This is a genomic window from Streptomyces sp. NPDC014764 (genome assembly GCF_043082785.1).
Lineage (GTDB): Bacteria > Actinomycetota > Actinomycetes > Streptomycetales > Streptomycetaceae > Streptomyces > Streptomyces althioticus.
This window is the reverse complement of the sequence record NZ_JBIBXY010000012.1, coordinates 112,044-133,753: the sequence shown is the minus strand read 5'-3', so window position 1 is coordinate 133,753 and position 21,710 is coordinate 112,044. Positions and strand designations below refer to the sequence as shown.

Genomic DNA, 21,710 nt, shown 5'->3' with positions numbered 1-21,710 from the left:
GCGGGTGTCCTGGGTGTGGGAGGAAGGGGTCGTCGGGACTACGGGGATCCTATTGACTCGAGTGGCCGCAGTCGAAGGGGTACGGCCGGGCTCCGCCTCGGCGGGCCTTCTGACGCCGCGCAGGGTGGCCGCGAACGCCCCGTGCCGTTCCTCGCACGGCCACGGCACACTCCGCACACCCCCCACACAACCCCCCAAGGCCTCACAAAGCATGACGGTCCAGGAGATCCAGTCGATCAACCGGTGAACGATGCGCGGCCCGTGTCATCCGAGCCCTGGTCGACGAACGAGTGCGGGAGACTCCCGGGCTCGCCCCCTATCACGGTGACCTGACCACCAGGCTCCCCCGAGGTAGGCCCCGCCGCCCGGTCCTCTGGTGTCGAGGAGTTCCCGTCTCCCGGGGCCGACAGCCGCACCCTGCGTATGGTGTTGACCCGGACGTACGTCCCGGCGCCCGGAACCGCCGACCCCGGTCGTGCTCGTCTCGGGAGCCGGCCCAGTACTCGACCTGGCGGAGGCGTTCCACGACGTCTTCAATGCGGTGACGAGTACCTTCCGGTTCGTTTAGGCCGCCTGCATCGAGGGAGTTGCGCATGGGCACGGGAAAGAGTGATCTCGCGCTTCCGCTGTCCGATCTGGAGGATTACGGGCGCCGCCTGCGGTCCCTGAAGAAGCGGATGAACCACACGAAGAAGCTCTTCGACTCGTACAAGGACGACATCGGCGACGGCGGCGTCAACGACGCGCTGTCCGACTTCGAGTCGAACTGGGAGGACGGGCGCGAGGACATCACGCAGCAACTCGACGCGCTCGCCGGCATGTCCGACGCGGTGGTCCGTGAATTCAACAAGCTCGAGGACGAACTCACCAAGCAGGTCAACGAGAAGATGCGGGTCGAGGACAAGCGCCCGAAAAAGGGGAACGGGGCCGAGGAGTGAACTCCCCGGCCCCGGACCCGCGTCGCGGGCTCAGTACAGCGACGCGTGCAGGTGGCCGTCCACGGCGATGCCCTGCGCGGACACCGAGGCGCCCACGCCGGCGGTGAGGGCGAGGTTCCCGGCCTCGACGTGGATGCCGAGGGCGCCCGCCTCCGCGTGGACGCCGACGTCGAGGCCGGCGCCGCCGCCCGCCTGGCCGCCGGAGACGAGGTCCAGGTCGGCGTCGGAGATTTCGGCGGTTTCCACCCGGGGGGCGAGGTTCATGGAGGCGCGTTCCCTTCGTATCGGACAATGCGTCGCGGAATGTCCGTCGATTTCCGTCACGGAAGGTCGGACCAGGGAAATCACCGGCCCGCGACGAACGAACAGCACCACCCGATCAAAGCACGCGGGGACACGCCCGACCAGCGCCGTCCGGGCTGCGGTCCACCCCGGCACGCCCCGCACGTCACAGGTGTGACGGGGACAGCAGGGAAAGGTCGCAGGGCCTTCACACCCGATTGACCAAAATCCCCCCAGCCGCGGTCACGGCCGGTGAATTCGCGCGGTCGCGTAGACAGCCTGAGGTGTACTCGTGAACCCTGTGCCGATTCCCCGAATTTCTTCGGTCGGGCCGCCTGCCGCTCAGAGCTTCAGCGTCCGCGCGATGCCGTCCACGATGCCTTCGAGGGGTTCGTCGAGGACCGGTTCGGTCCAGGACACCATCAGGGTGACGGCCGCGTCGGTCGTCGGCGGGCGGACGCCGTGGAACAGGGTGCGGATCACCGGACGCGGCCCGAACAGCCGCTTGCGTTCCTCGACGAGGTTCTGCCGGATGCGTACGGCGTCCCCCAGCGGCAGCCGCACGCGGCGGACGTCCGGCGGCCCGAAGTCCGTCGCGGACATCGACTCGGCGAGCAGGTCGAGAGTCACCTCGGGGTACGTCTCGTCAGGGTGGATCGCGTCCAGTTCCAGCACCGCGGCCACGGTCTGGTGCCCGCTGATGTACCAGCCGAACGCGCCCAGCGGCTCCCGGTTCCGGCTGTCGGCCGCCGCGCGTTCCAGATCGCGGGCCAGCGCCCGGGCGTTGCCCTTCTCCCCGTCCCGCGCGTACCGCTCGACGAGCTCCTCCGCCTGGTACCTGGCCCAGTAGGACAGGTCGATCGTGCCGGTCACCGGGAACGGCACCCAGTCCTCCGAGCATTCCAGGCCCAGCGTCGACAGGTCGTCGGTCATCGGCGGGTTCACTCCGTCCAGGTCAGTGAGGATGCGATGGCGTCGAAGAGTCCGGCCATGGCGTCGGCGACGGGTTCCAGCGGGGTGGAGAAGGTGAGCAGCAGGTACTGGGCGCTGCCGGGGACCGGCACGTGGTACTCCACCGAGACGGAGGCACGCTGCCCGTCCTGCCGCTCCCGCTCCGTGGGCCGCGTGGTGGACCGGACGCGTACGGCCGTGCCGGCGGCCAGTTCCTCGACGCTCACCTTCGTGTCGTCCCCGTCCCGTTCCGCGCCCTTCGCGAACGCCGCCGCCAGGTCGTGCGGCGACAGCGGTGCGGGGCCGCGCAGCGGGGCGAGGCTCACCAGCAGCGAGGCGGGGACGGTGAGCGGCCCGGCCTCCTGGAAGCTGAGGTACAGCTCGATGCCGCCGCCGCGGTACGCCTCGGCGGCCCGGTGGCGCAGGTCCGCGCGCATCTCGTCCTTGAGGTGCGGGGCGTTGTCGATGCCCTGGAAGCGGCGTTCCACCAGCGCGTCGACCGACCGGTCCCGCTCTCCGGGGTCGAGGAGGATACGGAACCAGCCGTCGGGCAGCAGGAGCTGGTAGTCGGACGGTGGGCAGTCGTGTTCGGGGCGGGTCGTCATCGCCGGGCCTCCTCGTTCGTCGTACGCTCCGCCGCGGGCCGGTCGAGCACCAGCCGTCCGCGCAGTTCGTGCACGGCGTACGGCACGGCCTGCAGGACGAGGCCGAGCGCCCCCGCGGCCACGGCGACGGCCGCGGGTCCGGGCGCCGTGTCGGCGACGCGCAGGCCCTGGATGAGGGAGAAGAGGTTCCCGAAGGCCATGACGGCGGTGGACGAGACTCCCGCCGCCGTGCCGGGGAAGCGTGCCATCCGGCGGGCGTCCCGGCCGGTGCGGGGCAGCAGCCCGGTGCCCAGCACCGGTCCCTTCGGCCAGGTCCGCTTGCCGCTGAGCCGGCGTTCGGACACATCGAGGCCGGAGGCGCCGCACAGCCGCGACCATCCGTCGGCGCCGTCCGCGCCGCCGAACCACAGGTCCCACAGGAACACCGCCCGCACCTGCTCGCCCGGCCCCCGCAGCTCCGCCCCGACCGGCCGTCCGGTGCCGTCGAGCACCTTCACCAGCCGCGTCACCGCGTGCGGCCCCGAGCGGGCGAACCAGTACTCCTGGCCGCCGAGGTCCCGCAGCACCAGGTCTCGGTCCTGCACCCGCACCTCGGTCTCCCGCAGGAACCGCGCCGTCGCCCCGGTCCGGGGCGCGGGGCCGGGCGTGACGCGTTCCAGGACCGTCGCCCGGCGGCGCCCCGCCCGCAGCCGGGTCCAGGCGCGCAGCGCCAGCCGCGCCACCGGCCCGCACAGGGCGGTGAGGGCGAGGAGCAGCACGAGCCAGGCGGGCACGGTGTCGGAGAAGACGACCACGGTGAACGCGGAGAACCACAGCGTCCCGGCGACACCGCGCACGCACCAGTACCAGAGCGGGAAGGCCGGGCCGGGTCCGAGGGAGACGCCTCCCTTCCCGGAACCCGCCCGAGGGTCGTTCCGGTCCCGCGCGACGTGCAGCGGCACGCCCGCGGCCCTCAACAGCCCGGCCACGCCCGTACGTTCCAGCAGCTGCTCGCCCTGCACGGCACGCTCCACAAGCGCGGGCGCCTCCGGCAACCACTCCCCGAGGGGGATGCGGGCGACCTGCGCCCCGTCCCGGTCCTGGAGCCGCACCTCGCCCCAGGCGCCCGGCCGGCCCGGCTCGTCGCGTCGGGCGTCCGCGGGCGCCGCGTCGACGAACACCGCGCGGGCGACACCGCCGTCCCCGACCGGCACCCGGCGTGTACGGCCCCCGGCGCGCAGCACGAGCGCACCGTCCTCCACGGACAGCCGTGAGCCGTGACACCGTTCGAGTCCCGGACCGCGCCCGGCGGCCGGCCGGAGAGCGGGCGCCTCGGTCACGGGGTGACCTTGTCGGCGACGGAGGTCACCGTGCCGTAGGCGCCCTCGGCGCCCGCGACCACACCGGCGGCGGTGGAGCCCGCCCACACGTTGGTCTGTCCGGTGAAGTTGTTCAGGGCGTTGCTGACCGCGGGGAACTCGCGGGCGGCCGGGGCGATGCCGTCGAGCCCGGCGGCCGTGCGGGCGAGGTCCGGGTCCAGGGTGCCGGCGGACCGGGGGGCCGCCATGCCGCTCAGGCCCTCGCGCCAGCCCTCCCGGGAGAAGGCGTTGCGGATGGATTTCACGCCGTCGACCGTATCCCGGGCCATGGCGGACGGGCTGAAGCCCTCCTTGATGTTGCTCCAGTTCGGCAGCTTGCCCTTGGGCATGGTGGCCATGGCGCGGGCCGCGTCCTTGCCGCGGATCGAACCCTGCGCGCCGCGATTGGCGAGATTCCACGCCTTGTTGGTCTTCATGCCGGACCGCACGGCGTTCTTGTAGAGGTTGCTGCGGGCCAGCGCCTTGCTGCCGGCGGCCACGCCCTTGGCGCCCGCCATCGCGGCCCGCCCGAGGCCGAAGGTGGCGACACCGACGGCGTCCAGGATGACGGACTTCCAGCTGCCCTCACCGCCCAGCGCCAGCACGAGGTCGGTCGCCAGCGCGACGACGCTGGCCGCCAGGGCGATGGCGCCCGCGACAGCGGCGATCGCCTGGCCGATGACGGGGATCCAGCCGAGCGCGAGCGCCGCCACTCCGGCCCAGAGGGCGATGCGTCCCGCCCACTTGGAGATCTCCTTGAGCCAGCCGGCGTTCTCGTGGACCCAGTTCTTGAACTTGTCCTTCCAGCCGTCCTTCAGCCCGTCGTTCTCGATGACGTCGTGGATGGCGTCGGCCGCCGCCTGCGCGGCACGGTCACGGATGCCCTTGGCGGCCGCCAGCGCCTTCCTCGCGCCGGCCAGCGCGGACGTCGCCGCCTTCTGCCGGTCGGTGTGCCGCTTGCGGTCCGGGTCGTCGTCCGGGGTGTCCTCCGGCAGCCCGTCCAGGGCCCGGCGCGCGCTCCCCAGGCTCTCGTCGGCCTGTTCGGCGTCCTTCAGCGCCTGGTCGGCCATCTGCTGGGCGCGGTGCAGCTCCGAGGCGAACTCGTTGCTGCACACCCCCTCCCGCACCTGGGTGCCGAGCGCCTGCGCGGCCTCGTCGTACCGCTTGAACGCCTTGCGCAGCTTGCCGCTCGCGCCCTCGGCGGCGCCGCGGAACTCGGTGGCGGTCTTGCCCTTCCAGTTCTCCACCGACGCCAGCGCCTCGATCTCGCGGGCCTCCTTGTCGATGGCCTCGGCGGTCCTGCGCAGTTGCCGTCCGAGCCGGGCGACGGTCTCCGGGTCCCCGGGTATCGGGTCGGCGGACTCGTCGAGCACGGCCCAGCGGTGGGCGGCCGGTCTGGCGGTCATCGGCCCGCTCCCTTCGGCTGGTCCTTGTCGGTGCGCCGGAGCGCCTCGGCGAGCTCGTGGTCGAGCTCCTCGTACGACTGCGCGGCGGTCTTGGTGATCCCGTGCAGCTTCTCCAGCTCCTCGGTGAGCTGCCTGCGGTGGATCTTCCAGTTGTCGGCGAAGGTGTCGAAGGCGTCGAGGATCTTGTCCGAGCCGAGGTCGTCGACGCCGTACCCCTCGGCGGGGTTGGCGCGTTCGGCGAAGGTGTCGCGGATGCGCCCGAGCGAGCGGGCGGTCTCCTTGATCCGCGCGATGTCGGCTTCCTGGTCTCCCACCGTGTCCTCCTTGCCCGTGCCGTCTGCCGGTGCGGCCTCAGCCGACCTCGTTCTCCGCGATCGCCTGCCCCCGCACCACCACGTCGCCGCCGTAGAACATCCCCGTGAAGACGGGCGAGTACGTGAGCTGGACCTCGACCTCGACCACGTCGACCGTCGCCGTCACGCAGTGGGTGGCGGCGACGTCGGCGCCGGACATGTCCATCTCGCGGGCGAAGGCCTTCACGCGGGCGTCGCAGTTCTCGTAGTTGATCGGTGCCGGGCCGCCCTCGTTGTCGTAGAGGGCCTCGCGGTCGATGTCCTGGGCGGCGTAGCGGGCCGCCTGTTCCGCGATGTCCGCCGCGCGCTCCCGCTTGGAGATCGACATGCCGCCGTCGATGACGAAGGCCGCCAGCGAAAGAAACACCAGCGCGAAGATGATGACCGCGCCGGCGCCCGAGCCGCGGTCGTCCAGGCGGGCGCCGCGCTGCTCCAGCCAGGTCCGGACGCGTGCGCTCACGCCGCCGGACACAGGCACGGGTGCGGATGCGGGTGCCGTCACGCCGTCCTCCGGTACGGGTCGAGCGGCGAGCTGAAGCTCGCGGTGAGCGTCGTCGGGATGTCCAGGCCCAGCATGGCGAGGCCGCGCACCTCGCAGCTGACCTCGACGCTGAACAGGGTGTCCGGCTCGAAGCCCTGGCTGGTCTGGACGACGGTCACCGGGCCCGCACAGATGTCCTGGAGGTTCGCCTCCGCCGCCGCCCGCGCCTCGGCCATCGCCGTCGCGTGGTCCTTCTGGATCGACCCCGCTCGCGCCGCGTCCCGCGCCGCTCCGTCCAACGCGCCGCGCCCGTCGACGAGTTGACCGAAGGCCACCAGGACGAGGATGAACAGGATCATCACAGGCGCGAGGATGACGACCTCGACGGTGGACAGGCCCCGGTCGCCGGAGTCCCGCCGGAAGGCGCGCGGAAGGGAACGGCGCATCAGTTCTCGCCCTCCTGCACGAACCGCTCCACCGGCCCCACCGACTGCGCGTGCACCGTCAGATCGAGGCCCGGGAACACCGTCGGAATGCGCGCGGTGATCTCCACGCCGACCGTGTTCTGCTCCGGCTGGAGCATCTTCACGTCCGGAGCGATGACCAGTTGTGGGCCCAGCTGCCGGATGTAGCTGTCGACCACGTCCCGCGCCTCGCCCCGCCAGCCGCCCGGTTCGGCGTCCGCCGTGGCCCGCGCCTTGCGCGCGCCCGCCTGCGCCGCCGCCTGGGCTACGTGATCGGCGAAGAAGTACAGCGCGAACTGCACCGTCGCGAAGATCATGAAGAACAGGACGGGCGTGAGGAAGACGAACTCGATCGCGGTCATGCCGGAATCGCCGCGGGCGGAGGCGGCCTCCACCCGTCGGCGTACCCAGTTGCGTACGCGCACCGGCATCCCCGTCACGTCGAGAAGGTTCGTGCGGTCAGCAGGTCTTGCCCGCGTCCGCGCCCTTGATGCAGTCGCCGACCTTGTTGGCGCCCTCGCTGAGCGCGGCGTTGATGATCGCGGCCACGACGCCCACGATCGCCACGACGACGGCCGAGATGATGACCCACTCGACCGCGGAGGCGCCACGGTCCAGTTCGCCTGAGCGCGCCCGCTCGACGCGCGCCCGCATGAAGGTGACCAGGAAGTCGACGGCGGGGATACCGGTGTGGAAGGTACGTCCGTTCATGACGCGTTGTCCTCTCGAATTCGGTTCACGGAAGTTCTGACGTACGGCGCGCGGTCCGCGGTTCGCGGCTCACCGGTCCGGTATCTCACACCTGGAACACCCGCATCGCCGCCGGGAAGATCAGGAACACCAGGAACCCCGCGCACAGCAACAGCTGCGCCACGAGCATCGACTGGGACTTCTCACCCGCGCTGCCCTCGATCTCGGCGAGTTCACGGTGCCGCATGGTCTCGGCTCGCGAGGCGAGGGACTCCCGTACCTTCGCGCCGTCGTCCGCGACGAGGGCCAGCGAGGCGGAGAGGTCCTTCAGCTCCTCCACGCCCAGCTCCTCCCCGAGCTGGCCCAACGCCTGCCACTGGCTGAGGCCGGTGATCCGGGCGTCGGCGAGGGCGTTGCGGATCCGCTGCGTGGCCCAGCCGTCGGACACCTCCGCCGCCGCCATCAGCGCCTCAGGCAGACCCCGGCCGCCGGCCAGGCTCATCGACACCAGGTCCAGGTAGGCGCCGATCACCCGGCGCAGGTCGCGCCGCTTCTCGGCGGCGTCCCGGCGCACCTCCAGGTCGGGCAGCACGAAGAACAGCACCGCGCACAGCAGCGCCAGCCACACCGGGACGGCGAGGCTCTTGCCGAAACCGAGCTGCCACACGATGGCGAACAGGAACGGCCCGAAGAACAGGCCCGCCACCGCCAGCAGCACCTTCGTCGCCAGGAACTTCTCCCAGCTGCGCTCCAGGACGGCCAGGTCGGCGCGCAGGGACCGCTGCTCCCAGCCCTGCTGCCGGTAGAAGTCGGCCACCTTCTCGCCCACCTGGGCGCGGAGCGAGCCGAAGCGCCCGGTCTCCTGCGCGGCCGGCCGCGCCGACTCGTACGCCGAGCCGCGCGCCCGCATCGCGTCGATCCGGGCCACCTGGGACAGGGCGCTGCGCCTGGTCGGCATCAGCGCGCGGACCAGGACGTAGAGGCCCAGTCCGACGACCGCGCCGACGACCACCGGCATCGTCAGTTGGTCGTTCACCGGCGTACCCCCTCTTCCGGCTGGAACGGCGACGCCTGCGCGGGCGCGGCGCCCGGGGTGCGCGGACGCACCAGGCGCACCGACGACTCGTCGCGCACCAGGAAGCGTTCGGGCGTCTCGATGGTGGACAGCTTGCGCAGCCACCAGAAGCCCAGCGCGAACAGCCCGCACACGCAGGCGAGGACGACCTGGCCGACGGCCGTGCCGTACGGCTCGACGAAGTCGCGGTTGAAGATGGACAGGCCGAGCACGAACGCGATCGACACGGCGACCACGATCTGCACCGAGCGGCGCGTGGACGCCCGCTGCGCCATGACGCGCTGCCGCATGTCGACCTCCTCGCGCGCCGACTTGGCGAGCGCGCCGAGCACCTGCCGCAGACCGGGGCCGCGCAGCCGGGCGTTGAGGATGAGGGCGGCGACGATGATGTCGGCGGAGGCGTCGTCGATCTCGTCGGCGAGCTGCTGGAGCGCCTCGGGCAGCGGGGTGCGGGCGCGCAGCCGGTCGACGAGCGCGTCGAGGTGCGGGCGCAGCACGGGCGCGGCGGCCCGCGCGGATGCCGGGATGGCCTGCTCCAGGCCGACCGCGCCGGCGATGGTGTCGCGCAGGGACTCCGTCCAGGAGGCGAGCGCCTCCACGCGCCGCATGGCGGCCCGTTCCTCGGAGGCGCCGCCGAAGAGGCGGTCCCAGAAGAAGACGAGGACGGCGGAGGCGACACCGGCGACGACCCAGCGGGTCATCAGCAGCACGGCGAGTCCGACGAGGGCGGCGAGCGAACCGCGCCGCCCGGCGAACCGGAGGAGCTCACCCGCCCGCTCACCCGCCTTCTGCTTCTCGTGCTCGGGCTTGGCGGGCAGTCCGCGTACCGCGACGAGGAACAGGGCGAGACCGCCGCCGACGGCGACACCGCAGGCGAGCGCGTACAGCACGGCGGCGGAGAACAGGCCGCCCATCGTGCCGACCGAGCCGAGGGCGGCGAGGTCGGTGGTGGCGGGCATCGAGGTGGTCGGCGGACCGGTGATCAGCGGACCGGTGGTCATCGGATCGGTGGTCATCGGCTCACCCCCACGTTCCGCTGGGCCGGTAGCCGTGGGCCATCAGATCCTCCAGGCAGGCTATGGGGGCGTGCGGGACGACCCGGCCGTCGGGCGCCTCGGCGAAGACCTCGCTGGACAGCACCCGCCCGTCGACGCCGTTGACCTCGCGCACGGAGGTCACGCTGCGCTGGAGGCGGCCGCCGCTCTGGAAGCCGTTGCGCCGCTGGATGAAGACGACGAAGTTCACCGCGCCGGCGATGAGCATCTGGCTGGCCTCGATCGGCAGCCGCTCGGTGGCCTGGAGGGCGTAGGTGGAGATGCGGTTGAACACCTCGCTGGAGCTGTTGGCGTGGATTGTGGACAGCGAGCCGTCGTTGCCCTGGGACATCGCGTTCAGCATGGTCACGATCTCGTCGCCGAGCACCTCGCCGACGATGACCCGGGCGGGGTTCATACGCAGCGACCGGCGCACCAGCTCCGCCATCGAAATGGCGCCCTGCCCCTCGGAGTTGGGCAGCCGCTCCTCGAACGCCACCACGTTGGGGTGCAGATCGGGGAAGGTGTCGAGGCCCAGCTCCAGCGCGCGCTCGACGGTGATGAGACGCTCGTGCGGCGGGATCTCGTTGGCGAGGGCGCGCAGCAGCGTCGTCTTGCCGGCGTTGGTGGCGCCCGCGATCATGATGTTTTTGCGGGCGCGGACCGCGCAGGCGAGGAAGTGCCCGAGCTCGGGGGTGAGGGTGCCGTTGCCGACCAGGTCGGAGATGAACACCTTGCCCATGCGGGCCCGGCGGATGGACAGCGCGGGCCGGCGGGCCACGTCCATGACGGCCGACAGACGCGAACCGTCCGGCAGCCGCAGGTCGAGCTGCGGGTTGGCGGAGTCGAAGGGCCGGGACGACAGACCGGAGTAGGCGCCCAGCACCTGGATCAGCTCGATGAGCTCCTCGTCGGTCTCGGCGACCGGCTCGCCGCGCGTCTCGCGCCCGTCCGCGTAGCCGACGAACACCTGGTCGCAGCCGTTGATGTCGATGTTCTCGACCTCGGGGTCGTCGAGCAGCGGCTGGAGCCGCCCCACCCCGAACAGGGCCGCGTGCACGGCGGCCGCGTACTGCTCCTCGGTCTCCGCGTCCAGCGGCGTACGGCCCGCGTTGATCTCGGAGCGGGCGTACTCCTCGAGTATCTGGGCTATGACGGCGCGGGCGTACTGCCGCTCGTCCTCGGTGGACATCGGCGTGACGCCGTTGACCTGGTCGAGGCGGCGCTGCTCCGCGATCCGGTCACCGGCGTCCTGACGGAACCGCTTGACCAGGGAGTGGTCGACAGCGGTCATCGCCCGGCTCCGTGACCCTGCGGCGGCGCGGCGTGCGCCTGCTGCTGGGCGGCCTGGGCCTGCGCGGTCCACGCGGCGCCGTACTGCTGGTACACGTCGGCGGTGACCTTGCGGGCCGAGCGGATCAGCAGCGACTTGTCCAGACGGCCGCGGCGGCGCCCGGCGAGCTGCTCGGCGCCGGCCGGGTCGTCGGCGAGGGTACCGACGACGCGGGCGCCGGTCTGCGCGTGCACGAGCATGTCGTTGACCTGTCCGGCCAGCTTGGCCGCGTTGCCCGGGTCGGCGACCAGGACGACGCCGATGACCGGGCTGTTCAGGGTGGCGGCGCCACGCGAGCCACCGTGCAGCTTGCCGGCGAGCGCGGCCGCCCGGTCCCTCACCCGGGCCAGCGCCTCGGGCTCGGTGCGGGAGATCAACAGTACGAGGGAGGCGTGCGGGAACAGCTCGACGGCCGGGGTGTCGCCGCTGACGCGGCCGCAGTCGGCGATGACGTCGGCGGGTGCGTTGGGCGAGTCGGCGAGGGAGGCGAAGGCCTGCCCGAGCGTGGGCCACAGCCCGGCGAGTCCGGCGGCCTGCTCGGCGATGCCGAGCCCGACGAGCACTTCGAGCCCGCCGCTCAACGGCTGGACGTGGTCCCAGAGTTGGTCGGGCACGAGGCCGCGCCGCGCGGTGGCGGCGATGGACAGCATGCCGGTGTTGGGGTTGAGCGGACCGCCGTGTGCGGCGGCGCTGCGGTACACGAGGTCACCGCCCGCCGGGTCGGTCTCGGCGAGCAGGACGCGGCGCGGCCAGACCGCCGCGAGGGCGACGGCCGCGGTGGTGACGCCGGGGGAACCCTTGTCGGCGGCGAGGACGATGAGGGCCATGGGTCGGGTGCCGCCTTCTAGTTGCCAGGGACGAGGACGAGCGCCACCTCGCCGTTGGTGGCGGCCTGGGTGAGCGCCGCGGCCTGCGCGTCGTCGACGAGGAGCGTCACGGGGAGGTTGGTGCTGCTGACGAGGTCGTCGCCGCCCTTGTCCTGCACGTAGTTGACGAGGGCCTTCTCGACGATGACGGAGTTGCCGCCGGCGGAGCCGGCCGACCCGCCGTCGGCGTCGTCACCCGACCCGGACCGCGAGGCGCCGCCGACGCGGTACGCGGCCACGGTGACACCGTTCTTGAGCCCGGCCGGGTACTGCCCCTCCTTCAGGGACAGCCCGACGAGGGCCTTGCCCTCGGGCACCTTGGCCTCCGAGCCGAACATCTCCCCGACGGCGACGACGCCGCCGGGGATGGTGGTGACGGCCTTCAGCTTCTTCAGGGCGCCGAGCTGGGACCACTGGACGTAATTGATGCCCGGGTCCTCGGCGACCATCACCGAGGTGGTGTTGCTGTCGTTGACCGACTGCCCGGCCGGGATCTCCTGGGTGATCTTGACGACCTCGATACGGTCGCCGGCCTGCAGTACGAGCATGGTGGCGCCGAGCGCGCCCACCAGGATCAGCAGCACGGCCAGCGCGGCGAGGGCCGGCTTGCGCTCACGGGGCGGAGTGGGAAGCCGCTCACCGACCGACGGCCCGGCCGGAGCCGCGGGACGACCCGCGCCCGCCCCCGTACGCTCCTGGATCTTCACGCAGCCGCTCCCCGTACACCCAAGATGATGTCTGCCAAGTTCCTTGTGCTCGCGAGCACTTCACCCGCGTGCGCCTGCGCCCGCGGACACATCCGTCCGCATCCGTCCGGTCCTGGGCGGATATCCAACGCGTAGGTGAGTGTCAAGCCATCGCACCGTATCAGCCGGGCATACGGCCCTCAAGACAGAAGTGGCCCCGCTCACCTCAGGGCTCGGAAGGGTGCTCACCAGCAACTTAATGGCTGAACAACCCTGCCCTAGGGGGTCGTTCACGGCCAGACGCCGGAACCCACGGGCGTTCGCCGCGAGAAGGATCACCTCCGGCTCCCACTTCTCACACGTCACGCATGAGCTCCTCACGATTCACCCACGAACAGCGTCCCGGACTGGAGGGATTCGCCCGGTTCGGTGACGGGGCTTGAGAGGCGTTGGGGTCATCCCGGCAAGACGACGTGGCGAAACCGGAGGCCACACAGATACCGTCATTGACCCTGACTGCACATCTGTCTCACGGGGAGTCACTGTGAAGCGCCGCTCATCGCCCATCGCTGTAGCTTTCGCCGCGACATCGGCTCTGTTGCTGACGGGGTGCGGTGGTGACGACGGCGGGTCCGGTGGGGGCGGCGACGAGATCGCGGGGGCCGCGACGGGAAAGAACACGGCATCGCCCTCCACCAGCGCACCCGAGTTGTCAACCAAGCGTCCGGACATGACCCTGCCCGAGGACGTGGAGGAGCGGTTCGAGGGCTGGACGACCGGCGACACCACGAAGGACGCTGTCCTGGCAGACGCGGGAAGGGCACAGACAGCGGTGACGTACTCCGTGACCCAGGGCGACTCCGAGTCACCGGCGCTCCGCTTCTACCAGTCCGGCACCGCCCTCGCGGGCAGTCAGGACTGGGTCAAGGGGATCGTGGACGCCGGACTCACCTACTCCGGATCGGTGCGCTACTTCGCACCCGAGATCAGCGTGTTCGACAAGAAGTCGGCGGGCGTCTCGTACTGCGCCGACGAGAGCAAGGCGTACAACAAGAACCGCGAAACGAACAAGGTGGACAAGACCCCCGCGACCGACGACTCCTACGTGCTGTACAGCACGCGTCTGGAGAAGAACGACGAGGGGGTCTGGCAGACCACGAAGCTCGAGTCGGAGCGGGGGAACAAGAAGTGCGTGCAGTAAGGGTGCGGCGTCGCCGACTGGCCGCGGCGGCGGCCGGCGTGCTCCTGGCCGGCGTGCCCGGAACGGCGTTCGCGTGGGGTACTCCGGGGGCGTCGAACGGCCAGAAGACGGAGACGAGCGGAGGTCGGGAGGGCGCCAGCCTCGTGTCCAAGGTGGTCTACAGCGGCTCCACCTCCGGCTCCCGAGGCGGTGACGGCCATGGAGCCCTGAAGCCCGTGGGCGACTGGACGCCACCCGCCTGCTGGTACGAACCCCGCTCGGCGGAGCAGTTCCGCGACTACGTCGAGTCCATGTACGACGAGACGGTCAACGCGCCCGGCCAGCACAGCTACGCCAAGCAGTCGGTCGGCATGTTCCGCGAGGACTACAAAGACGGCACGTACGAGAACTACAACCTCGACAAGAAGGACGAAGGCGCCTTCTGGGTCGCCGTCCGTGACGAGGACCGCTGGATGGAGCCCGAGGCGCAGGCCTGCGACAAGCTGCCGTTCTGGGTCGAGAACGGTGACCCCGTCCCGGTCGAGAACGCGGTCACCCCCGAGGTCCTCGCCGAACTCGCCTACAACCGGGTCCGTCTGCCGGCGGCCGAGGTGACCCTCAGGCCGCAGGCCGCCACCAAGGTGAATCTGCCGACCTGGGCCTGGCTGGACAGGGCCACGTTCAAGGAGACCTCGGTGACCGCGTCGATCGCCGTGGGCGGGCTGAACATCCAGGCGACCACCACGGCCAGGCCCGTCTCCTTGAGGCTGGAGCCCGGCACGCCGGACTCGGAGACGTACCCGGCCTCGGGCGAGTGCACGATCAACACCGACGGCTCGATCGGTGAGCCGTACACCCGGGGCAAGGCCGAGCGGACTCCGTCCTGCGGGCTGAAGTACTTGCGCTCCTCCGGCGACGGGACGTTCACGCTGCGGGCCACGATCACCTGGGAGATCTCCTGGATCGGCACCGGCGGTGCCGGAGGCGACCTCCCCGACGGGACCTTCGGCAACGACCAGGCCGTCACCGTCCAGGAGATCCAGTCCGTCAACCGCTGACCCCCACGTAAGGCGCCCCACCTCATGAGCGACCTGACCCTCGAAGACACCGTCTTCGAAAGCCTGAAGAAGACCTTCTCCTCCATCAGTGACCGCATGGAGGACGCCCGCCGCAGTCTCCGCGGCGCGGATGCCTCCGCCGTCGGCGAGAGCAAACTCGTCGAGGAGGTGCAGGAATTCGCCGACGAGTGGGGCTACGGCATCAAGCAGCTCGGCAAGCATACGCACGGCGCCGTCAAGATGATCAACACGATCGGCAAGACGTTCGGTGACCTGGACCTGGAGCTAGCGCAGTCCCTCAAGGTGAAGAAGAAGGGCAAGTGACGTGACCGCCCCGCAGGTCCCGTATCCGAACATTGGGCGCAACCCGACACCGGGGAGCGTGGAGGACACACGAGAACTTGCCAAACGTCTCGGCTCACTGGCGAGCGAACTGGGCACCGCGGTACGTCAGCTCGAACGGATCGAGTGCGGGGCCTGGAAGGGCAAGACCGCAGTCGCCTTCACCGAGTACGTGGGCCACGACGTCACCCCCCTCGTCAGGAAGAGTCAGGAGTCCTTCGGCAAGGCCTCACGCGCCCTGCACCGCTGGGCCAACGAACTCGCGGATTTTCAGGACGAGGCGGCCCAGCTGGACAAGGCCGCGGGCAAAGCCCTCGACGCCAAGGACACGGCCGAGAAGGAAGCCAAGGGCAGGGGCAGCGACGACCTCGCCACGGCGGCCGGCGACGTCGACGAGGTCATCCAGAAGGTCCACGGCCTCGAGGAACGCTACAAGCAGGCCGCCGCGCGCATCGGCAAGGAACTGGACAAGGCCGCCGACATCGCGCCCAACGAGCCCGGATTCTGGGACAAGCTCGGCCAGAGCATCGCCGACGCGTGGGACGCGACCGGTGACTGGCTCAAGGAGCACGCCGACCTGATCAAGGCAATCGGTGACGTGCTCAGTGACGTCACGGCCGTACTCGGGATGCTCGCGATCGTCACCCTGCCGTTCCCGCCCCTCGCGGCCATCTTCGGAACGGCCGCCCTCATCGGTTCCGGACTGTCCCTGGCGACGCACGGCGTCGCGAAGGGGGCCGGGGCGGATGTGAGCTGGCTGCAGGTGGGACTCGACGCGGTGGGTCTGCTGCCGGGCATCGGGTTGTTCGGCAAGGGGATCAAGGTGGTGGGGGCGGGTAAAGCTGCGGCCACCGCGAGCAAGCTCGGCAAGGGATTCACCGCAACCCCTATGGGACCGACCCGGGTACTCCTGGCCTTCGGCAAGGAGTCATCGGCCATGTCGGGCGGGCTCGGCAAGGCAGGACTCATCAAGATCGGCGGAATCTCCAGCGAGGTGCATCAGGTCGCGCACGCAGGCAGCGGCGTGATGTCTCGTCTCGGAGGACTCGCGTATCAGGGATATCACCAAGGACAACTCATCGGCACCAAGGGAGCCAATCTCCTGGGGGCAAAGATCGATCCATTCAGCGCAGGAGGCATGGCTCTCGATGCCGGCCTCAAGGTTGCTCCCAAGATTTACGGTCATGTGACCGATGATTGAGATCACACCGCCCGTGAGAAGAGGAGATCCCTGAGATGGAACTCTGGCAGCCTGACCCAGGTGAAACTCTTGTCGCCCGCGCACCCATCAGTTTCGCCACGGGAGCGGCCGCCCCCGTCAGTGGCATGCGATGGTTCCGCGACACCGCGCGGAACGACATCCAGAACGACTTGGAGGGGTGGCCCCCAGGACCGCTTTACATGGCTCGCTCCGCGACGGGATCCGCCACCCGGCAGATCCTCAGAGGCGCGGTCGTGGCGACAGGGATGGCGATCGGCACCTTCCTTTCCATGCACGGAGGAAGGATCAACGGCACACCAGGCTCGAGCCCAGGCACCGGCGCTCCTGAGGACCGAGCCGACGAGGTGGACGACTTCCCGGTCATGTGGGCTGCTCCGGGCACTGTCGCTCGCACACTTCCCTGGCAACTCGACCCTGCCCGTGCCCGCGTCAACGGTTGCCGGACGCATGCGGTCGTCACCGACCGTCGCCTCGTCGTCGTGGGCTTCGACTACATCAAGGGAGCCCACGACTTCATCCATGACGATTTCCTGTGGGAAGTCCCCCGTACTGCGATCGCCAAGGTCGAACTTCGCAATTTCAAAACCGGCTTGGACACGAAGATCGTGTTCACCGACGGCTCGTGGTGCAGAGTAAGCAGCCGAGCACGCGAGCGGCTGACCCGATACCTGATCGAGCCTTTGGATTTCATCCCCCTCCGCTCCCTCTCACCTGCCCAGCGCACAACCGCCGAAGAATTCGCCGCGCGGCAGGGATCGGACGCTCAGGTGCCCCTGGTGAAGCGCAACTCCTGCGGTTGTTTCCGGATCGAGGTACTGGCGCCGAGCAAGACGGACGCGAAGTTCGGCCATCCGGGCCTAAACAGCCTCATGGACGACAACGGAACCGAGATTCCGATCACCGAATACCACCCGCAGGACTTCCTCACCTGATCCTCCTCCCCGAACGGCTCCCGCACCATGCCCACCGCCCCCGGCAGCACATCCACCCCGCGCCTCAACGCGTCCCCCGACGCCCTCCCCCCTCTGTGGTTCGTCGCTCCCGAAGGCTTCTTCGCCCTCCCGATCGCCGCGACCCCAAAGGAGCGCACGGAACGCGCCCGGGCCTTCGTGCGCGAACTCTATTCTCGCGGTGACGCGAGCATCTGGGGGCCCGCCGCCCCCTACTACGAAGCCATCGGCGAGATGATGGGTGACGCCGGCCTCTCCTACGCCGCCATGGGCCTGTTCTCCGCGGCGGAGGATGCCGACGACGACACCCCCCTCACGGACGAACCCGTGAGACACGAACCCTCCGACGGCGTCGTCCAGTGCGCTTTCACCGTCGGCATCGTCCGGACCGACCACACCGGCGACGACGCGGACGTCGTGGCCCAGGGAATCCTCGCCACGCTCTCCGACGACCCCTACAACGACGCGATCTGGCTCGACCTGCCCTGCGGACCGGCGGTGTCCTGCATCAGCGTGCGCGAATACCAGCTCACTCCCGAGATGACCGCGACCGGTGAGGAGACGACGCTCCTCACCGGTCAGATCCAAGTGCACGTCCCGTTCCCCACGGGCCCGTACACGGCCGTGTTCACCCTCCACACGGCATCCATGGACCACTGGGCGTCGGTCTACCGCCTGATGTCGGCACTGCTGCAGACCGTCTCCTTCACCGACCCTCTCGAAGCCCTGCCCGACGAACCCGCCTGACCGGCGAGACAGAGTCGGCCCCCGATCCAGTCCGTCAACCGATGACCGCGCCCCGGTCAAGGCTCCGCCCACGCGTCGGGCGGAGCCGTACGGATGTCACGGCCTTCGGCCCTCACACCACCCAGTGCAGGGAACCAGCGATGGCCTCGCACAAACGCAGCATCGGACCGGACATGCCGACGACCGGCGCGGAGAACGACAGGGTGAGGTAACCCGTCCCGCCCGGCAGGACCACATGAAGATCCAGGGACGTGGGTCCCAGGACCCGGACGGCCCGGCCCGCCGGAAGGTCGACCACCCCGACCTCGCCCCCCGTGCCCGCCTCACCCTCCCGTACCTCGATCCAGGCCGCGAACGCTTCGGGGTCAGCCGGCGTCCCGCCCGGCGGCATGAGGGAGACGAGCAGGGAGGCCGGAAGCCCGCTGCTGCGCGAGAGCGTCAGGAGGTAGAACTCCATGGCTCCCCGGGCCCGCCCCGCCTCCGCGGTGTTGCGCAGGGTTGCCCACACGTTCCGCGTCAGCTCGGCCGGGACCTGCCGGCCGTCTGCCTGCTTCTCGACGAAGGTCTTCAGCTGACGCCGCCAGCGGTCCTGCGTCAGGTCGACGCGGAACCACTCCCGCGGGACGAGCAGCCGGTAGTCCCGGGCACCGGCTGTCGCCGACGCGGCGGCTCCGCTCTCGGACGACTCGCTCACCCCGGCATCACCAGGGGTGCCCCGGAGTCGTCGAAGAGGCGGACGCTCTTCACGATGCCGGCGAACATGGCGGAGAAGACGTCCCACCCCTCGACCGTGGGCGTCCCCATCTCCAGCACCAGGACGGTGCCGTTGCTCAGCGGGATCTGTACCTGGATGAACGACGTCCAGATCGGTTCGTCCTGACCCGACTGCGTCAGGGCGCCGTCGACGTTCGAGGCACGGTTGCCGACGCACGTCACCGCGGGACCGCACGGCAGCTGCACCTCCTCGACCTGGCCCAGGTCGAGGTGCCGCATCGTGGTCGCGAGGAACCCGGCCGGGTTCCGGCCGGCCCGCTCGTCGAGGTCGAGGAGGCTGACGTTCACCGTCGCCGTGCAACGGACCCCGTCGACCTCCGTGTTGACGAAGCCGGCGTACTGCACTCCGGCCTCGATGAACTCGTCGTAGTGCGCCGCGCACATCGCGGCGTACTGCACCTGCACCTCTTCGTCGGCGCCGGGCAGCGCCCGCTTGGCCAGAGCGACCAACTGGTCCGCCAGCTCGTCCAGGTCGTCCGCCTCGAAGGGAAGCTCGAAGAACCCCTCGGGCATGATCCAGCGGACCTCTATGCCGTCGCTTCCGGCGAGCGTGCGCTGCGCCCTCTCAGCCGTTTCCGTGGTCGTCTGCACCCTTGCTCCGGGACTTTTCGCGGTCGTCCACCTCGGGACGGAACGTCGCGGCGAACGGGTAGGGCCCGTAGTGCGGATAGTGGGCCGGGATGTCCGCCCCTCCCCGCCGGGCGATGTGCGCGATCACGCGGTACTTCGCCGCGCGGGCCCGCAGGTTCTGCCGGACCGGGTCGCCCCAGTGCTTCACCGCACTGCGCACGAAGAAGAAGATCTGCGTCAGCAGGACCACCGCCGCGACCGCCAGGTAGGCGTTGCGGGAAGCGGGAGTCTCCCAGTACTGGGCGACGCCGCCCCAGTAGACGACGGCGCCGAAGCCGACGAGCGCGAGCGGCACTCCGTGCTTGAAGCCCGCGCCGAACATCTCCTCCTCGTCGGCATGCCGCCGGCGCAGCAGGTCGACCACCGCCTCGTCGTCGAGGAAGTCGAACCGAAGTTCCCGTCCCGCTTCCTCGGCGACCTGCTTCGCCTCCGGCACATCGGCAATGGCCGAGCCGTCGACCAGCGTGACGGTGTCGCCACCACGTCGGCCGACGAACTGCCGCGGTCCGAGTTCCTGCTCGTCTTCTGTCATGGCATTCGCTTTCCAGTCATAGGTAACCGGGGCCTATGCCGCGAGAGCGGCGTTGAACGCCTGCGGCGAGACGCTCGGGGCTGGGCGGGGGCTGGGCTGAGGCGTGGGTGACGGAGTGGGAGCCGGCGCGGTGGCTTTGGGGGTTTCCTGGTAACCGGTGCGCTCACCGTTCTCCCCGCTGAGCATGCGGTTCAAGGCGCTTGCCAGGCCGGCCCCCTTGATCACTGCGGTGATCTTCCTGCCTTCGACGGCCCCGAGAGCGGTCTTGGCCAGGATCTTGTTGGTCACCTTGACGGCGACCCCGTTGAGGAAGTTGTGTCCGATGCCCCTCGCTGCCGTCACGCCGCTGAACCTGACACTTCCCAGCACCTTGAGTCCCTTGAGCCCTTTGATGGCTTTGAACCCCTTCAGAGCCCCCAGGCCAGGAAGAATGCCCAAGGCATCCGCACCCAACTTCATCCAGTCGACCTTCCCCCCGCGCACGGTCATGTCATACGCGTGTCCGGCAAGCGCCGCGGCGCTCGTCACCACAGCCAAGGTCGCAAAGATGGGAACCAGGAACTGGAGCGGGGGAACAAACGCGCAGACAACCGCAAGTACGGAGAGAACGGCCGAGATGTTCGACAACATGTCGGCCCAGTCCGCGAGGAGGTTCATGAATCCGCCGGGGTCCCGAACCGCATCGTGATGCACGACATTTCTAATATGACGAGCGGCCTTGTCCCCGGCGTCGTCATAAATCTCTCTGGCGTCCTTCACCGCCTTGCGGGCAGCCCCGATGCGGCGCAGCGCCTCCGCCCGCTTCTTGACCCACCGATCGTACTCCTCTTTCTCCGCGGCGGGAATTTCGAGCACCGTCGGGTATTTGTCGGTGTACTTCTTGGCCTCACCGTCCGCCAGGTCGTGGTCGGCCTTCGCCTCCCGGTAATCGGCAAGAGCCTTGTCCGCCTTGCGTTGAGCCCTCCGCATCTCGCCGGCGAACTGGTCGGAGGTTCCCTCGCTGACCTCCTCGCCGACAGCCTTGGCGGCTTCGTCGTAACGCTCGAAGGACTTTTTCAGCTTGTCGGCCGTACCGTCGGCGAGTTCATGGAAGCCTTTGCCCGCGTCGCTGTCCCAGCCCTCGACGGAGGCCAGCGCCTTGATGACACGCGACTGCTCGTCGATCATGTCGGCCATCTTGCGGAGCTTGCGGCCAAGCTCGGCGACCTCCTCGGGGTCGCCCGGCGTAGGGTCGTCGTGCCACAGCGGCGGCCAGTCGGCGTCGGTCCTGCTCACCTCTTCCCCTTGCTCTGCGCCTTGGCGTCCCGAATCGCCTTGGCCAGCTCATGGTCGATGTCGTCGTAGGCCTTGGCCGCGGTCCGGGTGAACTCCGACAGCTGCTCAAGCTCCTTCATGAGCTCCTTGCGTGTCTTCTTCCAGGTGTCCCCGAAGTCGGAGAACGCGTCCTTGAGGCCGTTGTGGCCGATCGCACTCCCGTACTCGTCCGCAGGATTGCCGTGCTTTTCGAACTCCCCATGTATTTTCGCCAGGTCACGTGAGCACTGTTTGATGGCGGCCAGGTCCGCCTTTATGTGATCCCCCATGTTTGAATCCCTTTCTCAAAACACCTGCACCTGCGGCGTGTTTTAGAGGGGTTGGGCACCACCCTCTCACCCTCTCGCCCCGACTCCGCACGACAGATACTCCCAGTAGACCGATCCTCTTCTGCATCGGCAAGGAGTTCGTTGAGGTGACACACGGGAGCAAACAGGGCGGAATCGCAGAATGCCTGGAC

At 69.9% G+C, this 21,710-nt stretch carries 27 protein-coding genes; 7 read left to right on the top strand and 20 right to left on the bottom strand.

Going from position 1 to position 21,710, the window contains the following annotated elements; translation table 11 throughout:
- Positions 1 to 593: 593 nt before the first annotated feature.
- Positions 594 to 938, top strand: coding sequence for a hypothetical protein (locus ACF1AG_RS25275; RefSeq protein WP_359599238.1), 345 nt, complete (start codon positions 594 to 596; stop codon positions 936 to 938).
- Between the two features lie 30 nt (positions 939 to 968).
- Here ACF1AG_RS25275 and ACF1AG_RS25270 read toward each other — a convergent pair whose 3' ends face one another.
- The 15 genes from ACF1AG_RS25270 to ACF1AG_RS25200 all read right to left on the bottom strand — a co-directional run bounded on the left by ACF1AG_RS25270 (position 969) and on the right by ACF1AG_RS25200 (position 12,522).
- On the bottom strand, positions 969 to 1,202 hold the full coding sequence (locus tag ACF1AG_RS25270; protein ID WP_359599240.1) for a hypothetical protein: 234 nt from the start codon (positions 1,200 to 1,202) through the stop codon (positions 969 to 971).
- Positions 1,203 to 1,562: 360 nt separating this feature from the next.
- Positions 1,563 to 2,153 carry a hypothetical protein gene (locus ACF1AG_RS25265; RefSeq protein WP_391810447.1) on the bottom strand — a complete coding sequence of 197 codons (591 nt, stop codon included), beginning with the start codon at positions 2,151 to 2,153 and terminating at the stop codon, positions 1,563 to 1,565.
- 8 nt (positions 2,154 to 2,161) lie between these two features.
- Positions 2,162 to 2,776, bottom strand: coding sequence for a hypothetical protein (locus ACF1AG_RS25260; protein ID WP_391810446.1), 615 nt, complete (start codon positions 2,774 to 2,776; stop codon positions 2,162 to 2,164).
- Complete coding sequence (locus tag ACF1AG_RS25255; protein ID WP_391810445.1) at positions 2,773 to 4,095, bottom strand: hypothetical protein; 1,323 nt, start codon at positions 4,093 to 4,095, stop codon at positions 2,773 to 2,775. The genes ACF1AG_RS25260 and ACF1AG_RS25255 overlap by 4 nt, the downstream gene beginning before the upstream one ends.
- A complete protein-coding gene (locus ACF1AG_RS25250; RefSeq protein WP_359599244.1) occupies positions 4,092 to 5,519 on the bottom strand; it encodes a hypothetical protein in 1,428 nt (475 codons plus the stop codon). The genes ACF1AG_RS25255 and ACF1AG_RS25250 overlap by 4 nt, the downstream gene beginning before the upstream one ends.
- Positions 5,516 to 5,833 (bottom strand): hypothetical protein, encoded by a 318-nt coding sequence (locus tag ACF1AG_RS25245; RefSeq protein WP_359599246.1) that lies wholly within the window; start codon positions 5,831 to 5,833, stop codon positions 5,516 to 5,518. Before ACF1AG_RS25245 ends, ACF1AG_RS25250 begins: the two co-directional genes overlap by 4 nt.
- Before the next feature lie 37 nt (positions 5,834 to 5,870).
- On the bottom strand, positions 5,871 to 6,332 hold the full coding sequence (locus ACF1AG_RS25240) for a pilus assembly protein TadG-related protein (protein ID WP_359599248.1): 462 nt from the start codon (positions 6,330 to 6,332) through the stop codon (positions 5,871 to 5,873).
- 38 nt (positions 6,333 to 6,370) lie between these two features.
- A complete protein-coding gene (locus ACF1AG_RS25235) occupies positions 6,371 to 6,799 on the bottom strand; it encodes a TadE/TadG family type IV pilus assembly protein (protein WP_391810444.1) in 429 nt (142 codons plus the stop codon).
- Positions 6,799 to 7,248, bottom strand: coding sequence for a TadE family protein (locus ACF1AG_RS25230; protein ID WP_359599313.1), 450 nt, complete (start codon positions 7,246 to 7,248; stop codon positions 6,799 to 6,801). Before ACF1AG_RS25230 ends, ACF1AG_RS25235 begins: the two co-directional genes overlap by 1 nt.
- Positions 7,249 to 7,276: 28 nt before the next feature.
- On the bottom strand, positions 7,277 to 7,528 hold the full coding sequence (locus tag ACF1AG_RS25225; protein ID WP_006133157.1) for a hypothetical protein: 252 nt from the start codon (positions 7,526 to 7,528) through the stop codon (positions 7,277 to 7,279).
- Positions 7,529 to 7,613: 85 nt separating this feature from the next.
- Positions 7,614 to 8,525: a type II secretion system F family protein gene (locus ACF1AG_RS25220; protein ID WP_359599315.1), complete on the bottom strand. Its 912-nt coding sequence runs from the start codon at positions 8,523 to 8,525 to the stop codon at positions 7,614 to 7,616.
- Positions 8,526 to 8,539: 14 nt separating this feature from the next.
- Positions 8,540 to 9,496 (bottom strand): type II secretion system F family protein, encoded by a 957-nt coding sequence (locus tag ACF1AG_RS25215; RefSeq protein WP_359599317.1) that lies wholly within the window; start codon positions 9,494 to 9,496, stop codon positions 8,540 to 8,542.
- Positions 9,497 to 9,602: 106 nt separating this feature from the next.
- Positions 9,603 to 10,910, bottom strand: coding sequence for a CpaF family protein (locus tag ACF1AG_RS25210; protein ID WP_391810443.1), 1,308 nt, complete (start codon positions 10,908 to 10,910; stop codon positions 9,603 to 9,605).
- Entirely contained in the window at positions 10,907 to 11,776 is an 870-nt protein-coding gene (locus tag ACF1AG_RS25205) for a hypothetical protein (protein ID WP_359599253.1), read from the bottom strand. The genes ACF1AG_RS25210 and ACF1AG_RS25205 overlap by 4 nt, the downstream gene beginning before the upstream one ends.
- Before the next feature lie 17 nt (positions 11,777 to 11,793).
- Entirely contained in the window at positions 11,794 to 12,522 is a 729-nt protein-coding gene (locus ACF1AG_RS25200) for a hypothetical protein (protein ID WP_387798105.1), read from the bottom strand.
- A 709-nt stretch (positions 12,523 to 13,231) separates the two neighbouring features.
- On the opposite strand from ACF1AG_RS25200, the gene ACF1AG_RS25195 reads away from it, so the two are divergent.
- From ACF1AG_RS25195 to ACF1AG_RS25170, 6 genes are read left to right on the top strand one after another with little or no spacing between them, the layout of a single operon-like run.
- The gene (locus tag ACF1AG_RS25195) at positions 13,232 to 13,702 is read left to right on the top strand and encodes a hypothetical protein (RefSeq protein ID WP_391810442.1); all 471 of its coding nucleotides are present in this window, start codon (positions 13,232 to 13,234) and stop codon (positions 13,700 to 13,702) included.
- Positions 13,690 to 14,739, top strand: a complete 1,050-nt coding sequence (locus tag ACF1AG_RS25190) for a hypothetical protein (protein ID WP_391810441.1) — start codon at positions 13,690 to 13,692, stop codon at positions 14,737 to 14,739. The genes ACF1AG_RS25195 and ACF1AG_RS25190 overlap by 13 nt, the downstream gene beginning before the upstream one ends.
- A 24-nt stretch (positions 14,740 to 14,763) precedes the next feature.
- The gene (locus ACF1AG_RS25185; RefSeq protein WP_391810440.1) at positions 14,764 to 15,063 is read left to right on the top strand and encodes a hypothetical protein; all 300 of its coding nucleotides are present in this window, start codon (positions 14,764 to 14,766) and stop codon (positions 15,061 to 15,063) included.
- A gap of 1 nt (position 15,064) precedes the next feature.
- Positions 15,065 to 16,282: an enoyl-CoA hydratase/isomerase family protein gene (locus tag ACF1AG_RS25180; RefSeq protein ID WP_391810439.1), complete on the top strand. Its 1,218-nt coding sequence runs from the start codon at positions 15,065 to 15,067 to the stop codon at positions 16,280 to 16,282.
- A 35-nt stretch (positions 16,283 to 16,317) separates the two neighbouring features.
- A complete protein-coding gene (locus ACF1AG_RS25175) occupies positions 16,318 to 17,235 on the top strand; it encodes a hypothetical protein (RefSeq protein WP_391810438.1) in 918 nt (305 codons plus the stop codon).
- 27 nt (positions 17,236 to 17,262) lie between these two features.
- On the top strand, positions 17,263 to 18,000 hold the full coding sequence (locus ACF1AG_RS25170) for a hypothetical protein (protein WP_391810437.1): 738 nt from the start codon (positions 17,263 to 17,265) through the stop codon (positions 17,998 to 18,000).
- Between the two features lie 112 nt (positions 18,001 to 18,112).
- On the opposite strand, the gene ACF1AG_RS25165 is transcribed toward ACF1AG_RS25170, so the two are convergent.
- Genes ACF1AG_RS25165 through ACF1AG_RS25145 form a run of 5 tightly spaced genes read right to left on the bottom strand, consistent with a single transcriptional unit; the run spans position 18,113 to position 21,519 of the window.
- On the bottom strand, positions 18,113 to 18,694 hold the full coding sequence (locus tag ACF1AG_RS25165; RefSeq protein ID WP_391810436.1) for a hypothetical protein: 582 nt from the start codon (positions 18,692 to 18,694) through the stop codon (positions 18,113 to 18,115).
- The gene (locus tag ACF1AG_RS25160; protein ID WP_391810435.1) at positions 18,691 to 19,365 is read right to left on the bottom strand and encodes a hypothetical protein; all 675 of its coding nucleotides are present in this window, start codon (positions 19,363 to 19,365) and stop codon (positions 18,691 to 18,693) included. The genes ACF1AG_RS25165 and ACF1AG_RS25160 overlap by 4 nt, the downstream gene beginning before the upstream one ends.
- Positions 19,340 to 19,936, bottom strand: coding sequence for a hypothetical protein (locus ACF1AG_RS25155; RefSeq protein ID WP_391810434.1), 597 nt, complete (start codon positions 19,934 to 19,936; stop codon positions 19,340 to 19,342). Before ACF1AG_RS25155 ends, ACF1AG_RS25160 begins: the two co-directional genes overlap by 26 nt.
- A 33-nt stretch (positions 19,937 to 19,969) precedes the next feature.
- Complete coding sequence (locus ACF1AG_RS25150; RefSeq protein ID WP_391810433.1) at positions 19,970 to 21,211, bottom strand: putative T7SS-secreted protein; 1,242 nt, start codon at positions 21,209 to 21,211, stop codon at positions 19,970 to 19,972.
- Entirely contained in the window at positions 21,208 to 21,519 is a 312-nt protein-coding gene (locus ACF1AG_RS25145; protein WP_391810432.1) for a hypothetical protein, read from the bottom strand. Before ACF1AG_RS25145 ends, ACF1AG_RS25150 begins: the two co-directional genes overlap by 4 nt.
- Positions 21,520 to 21,710 lie beyond the last annotated feature (191 nt).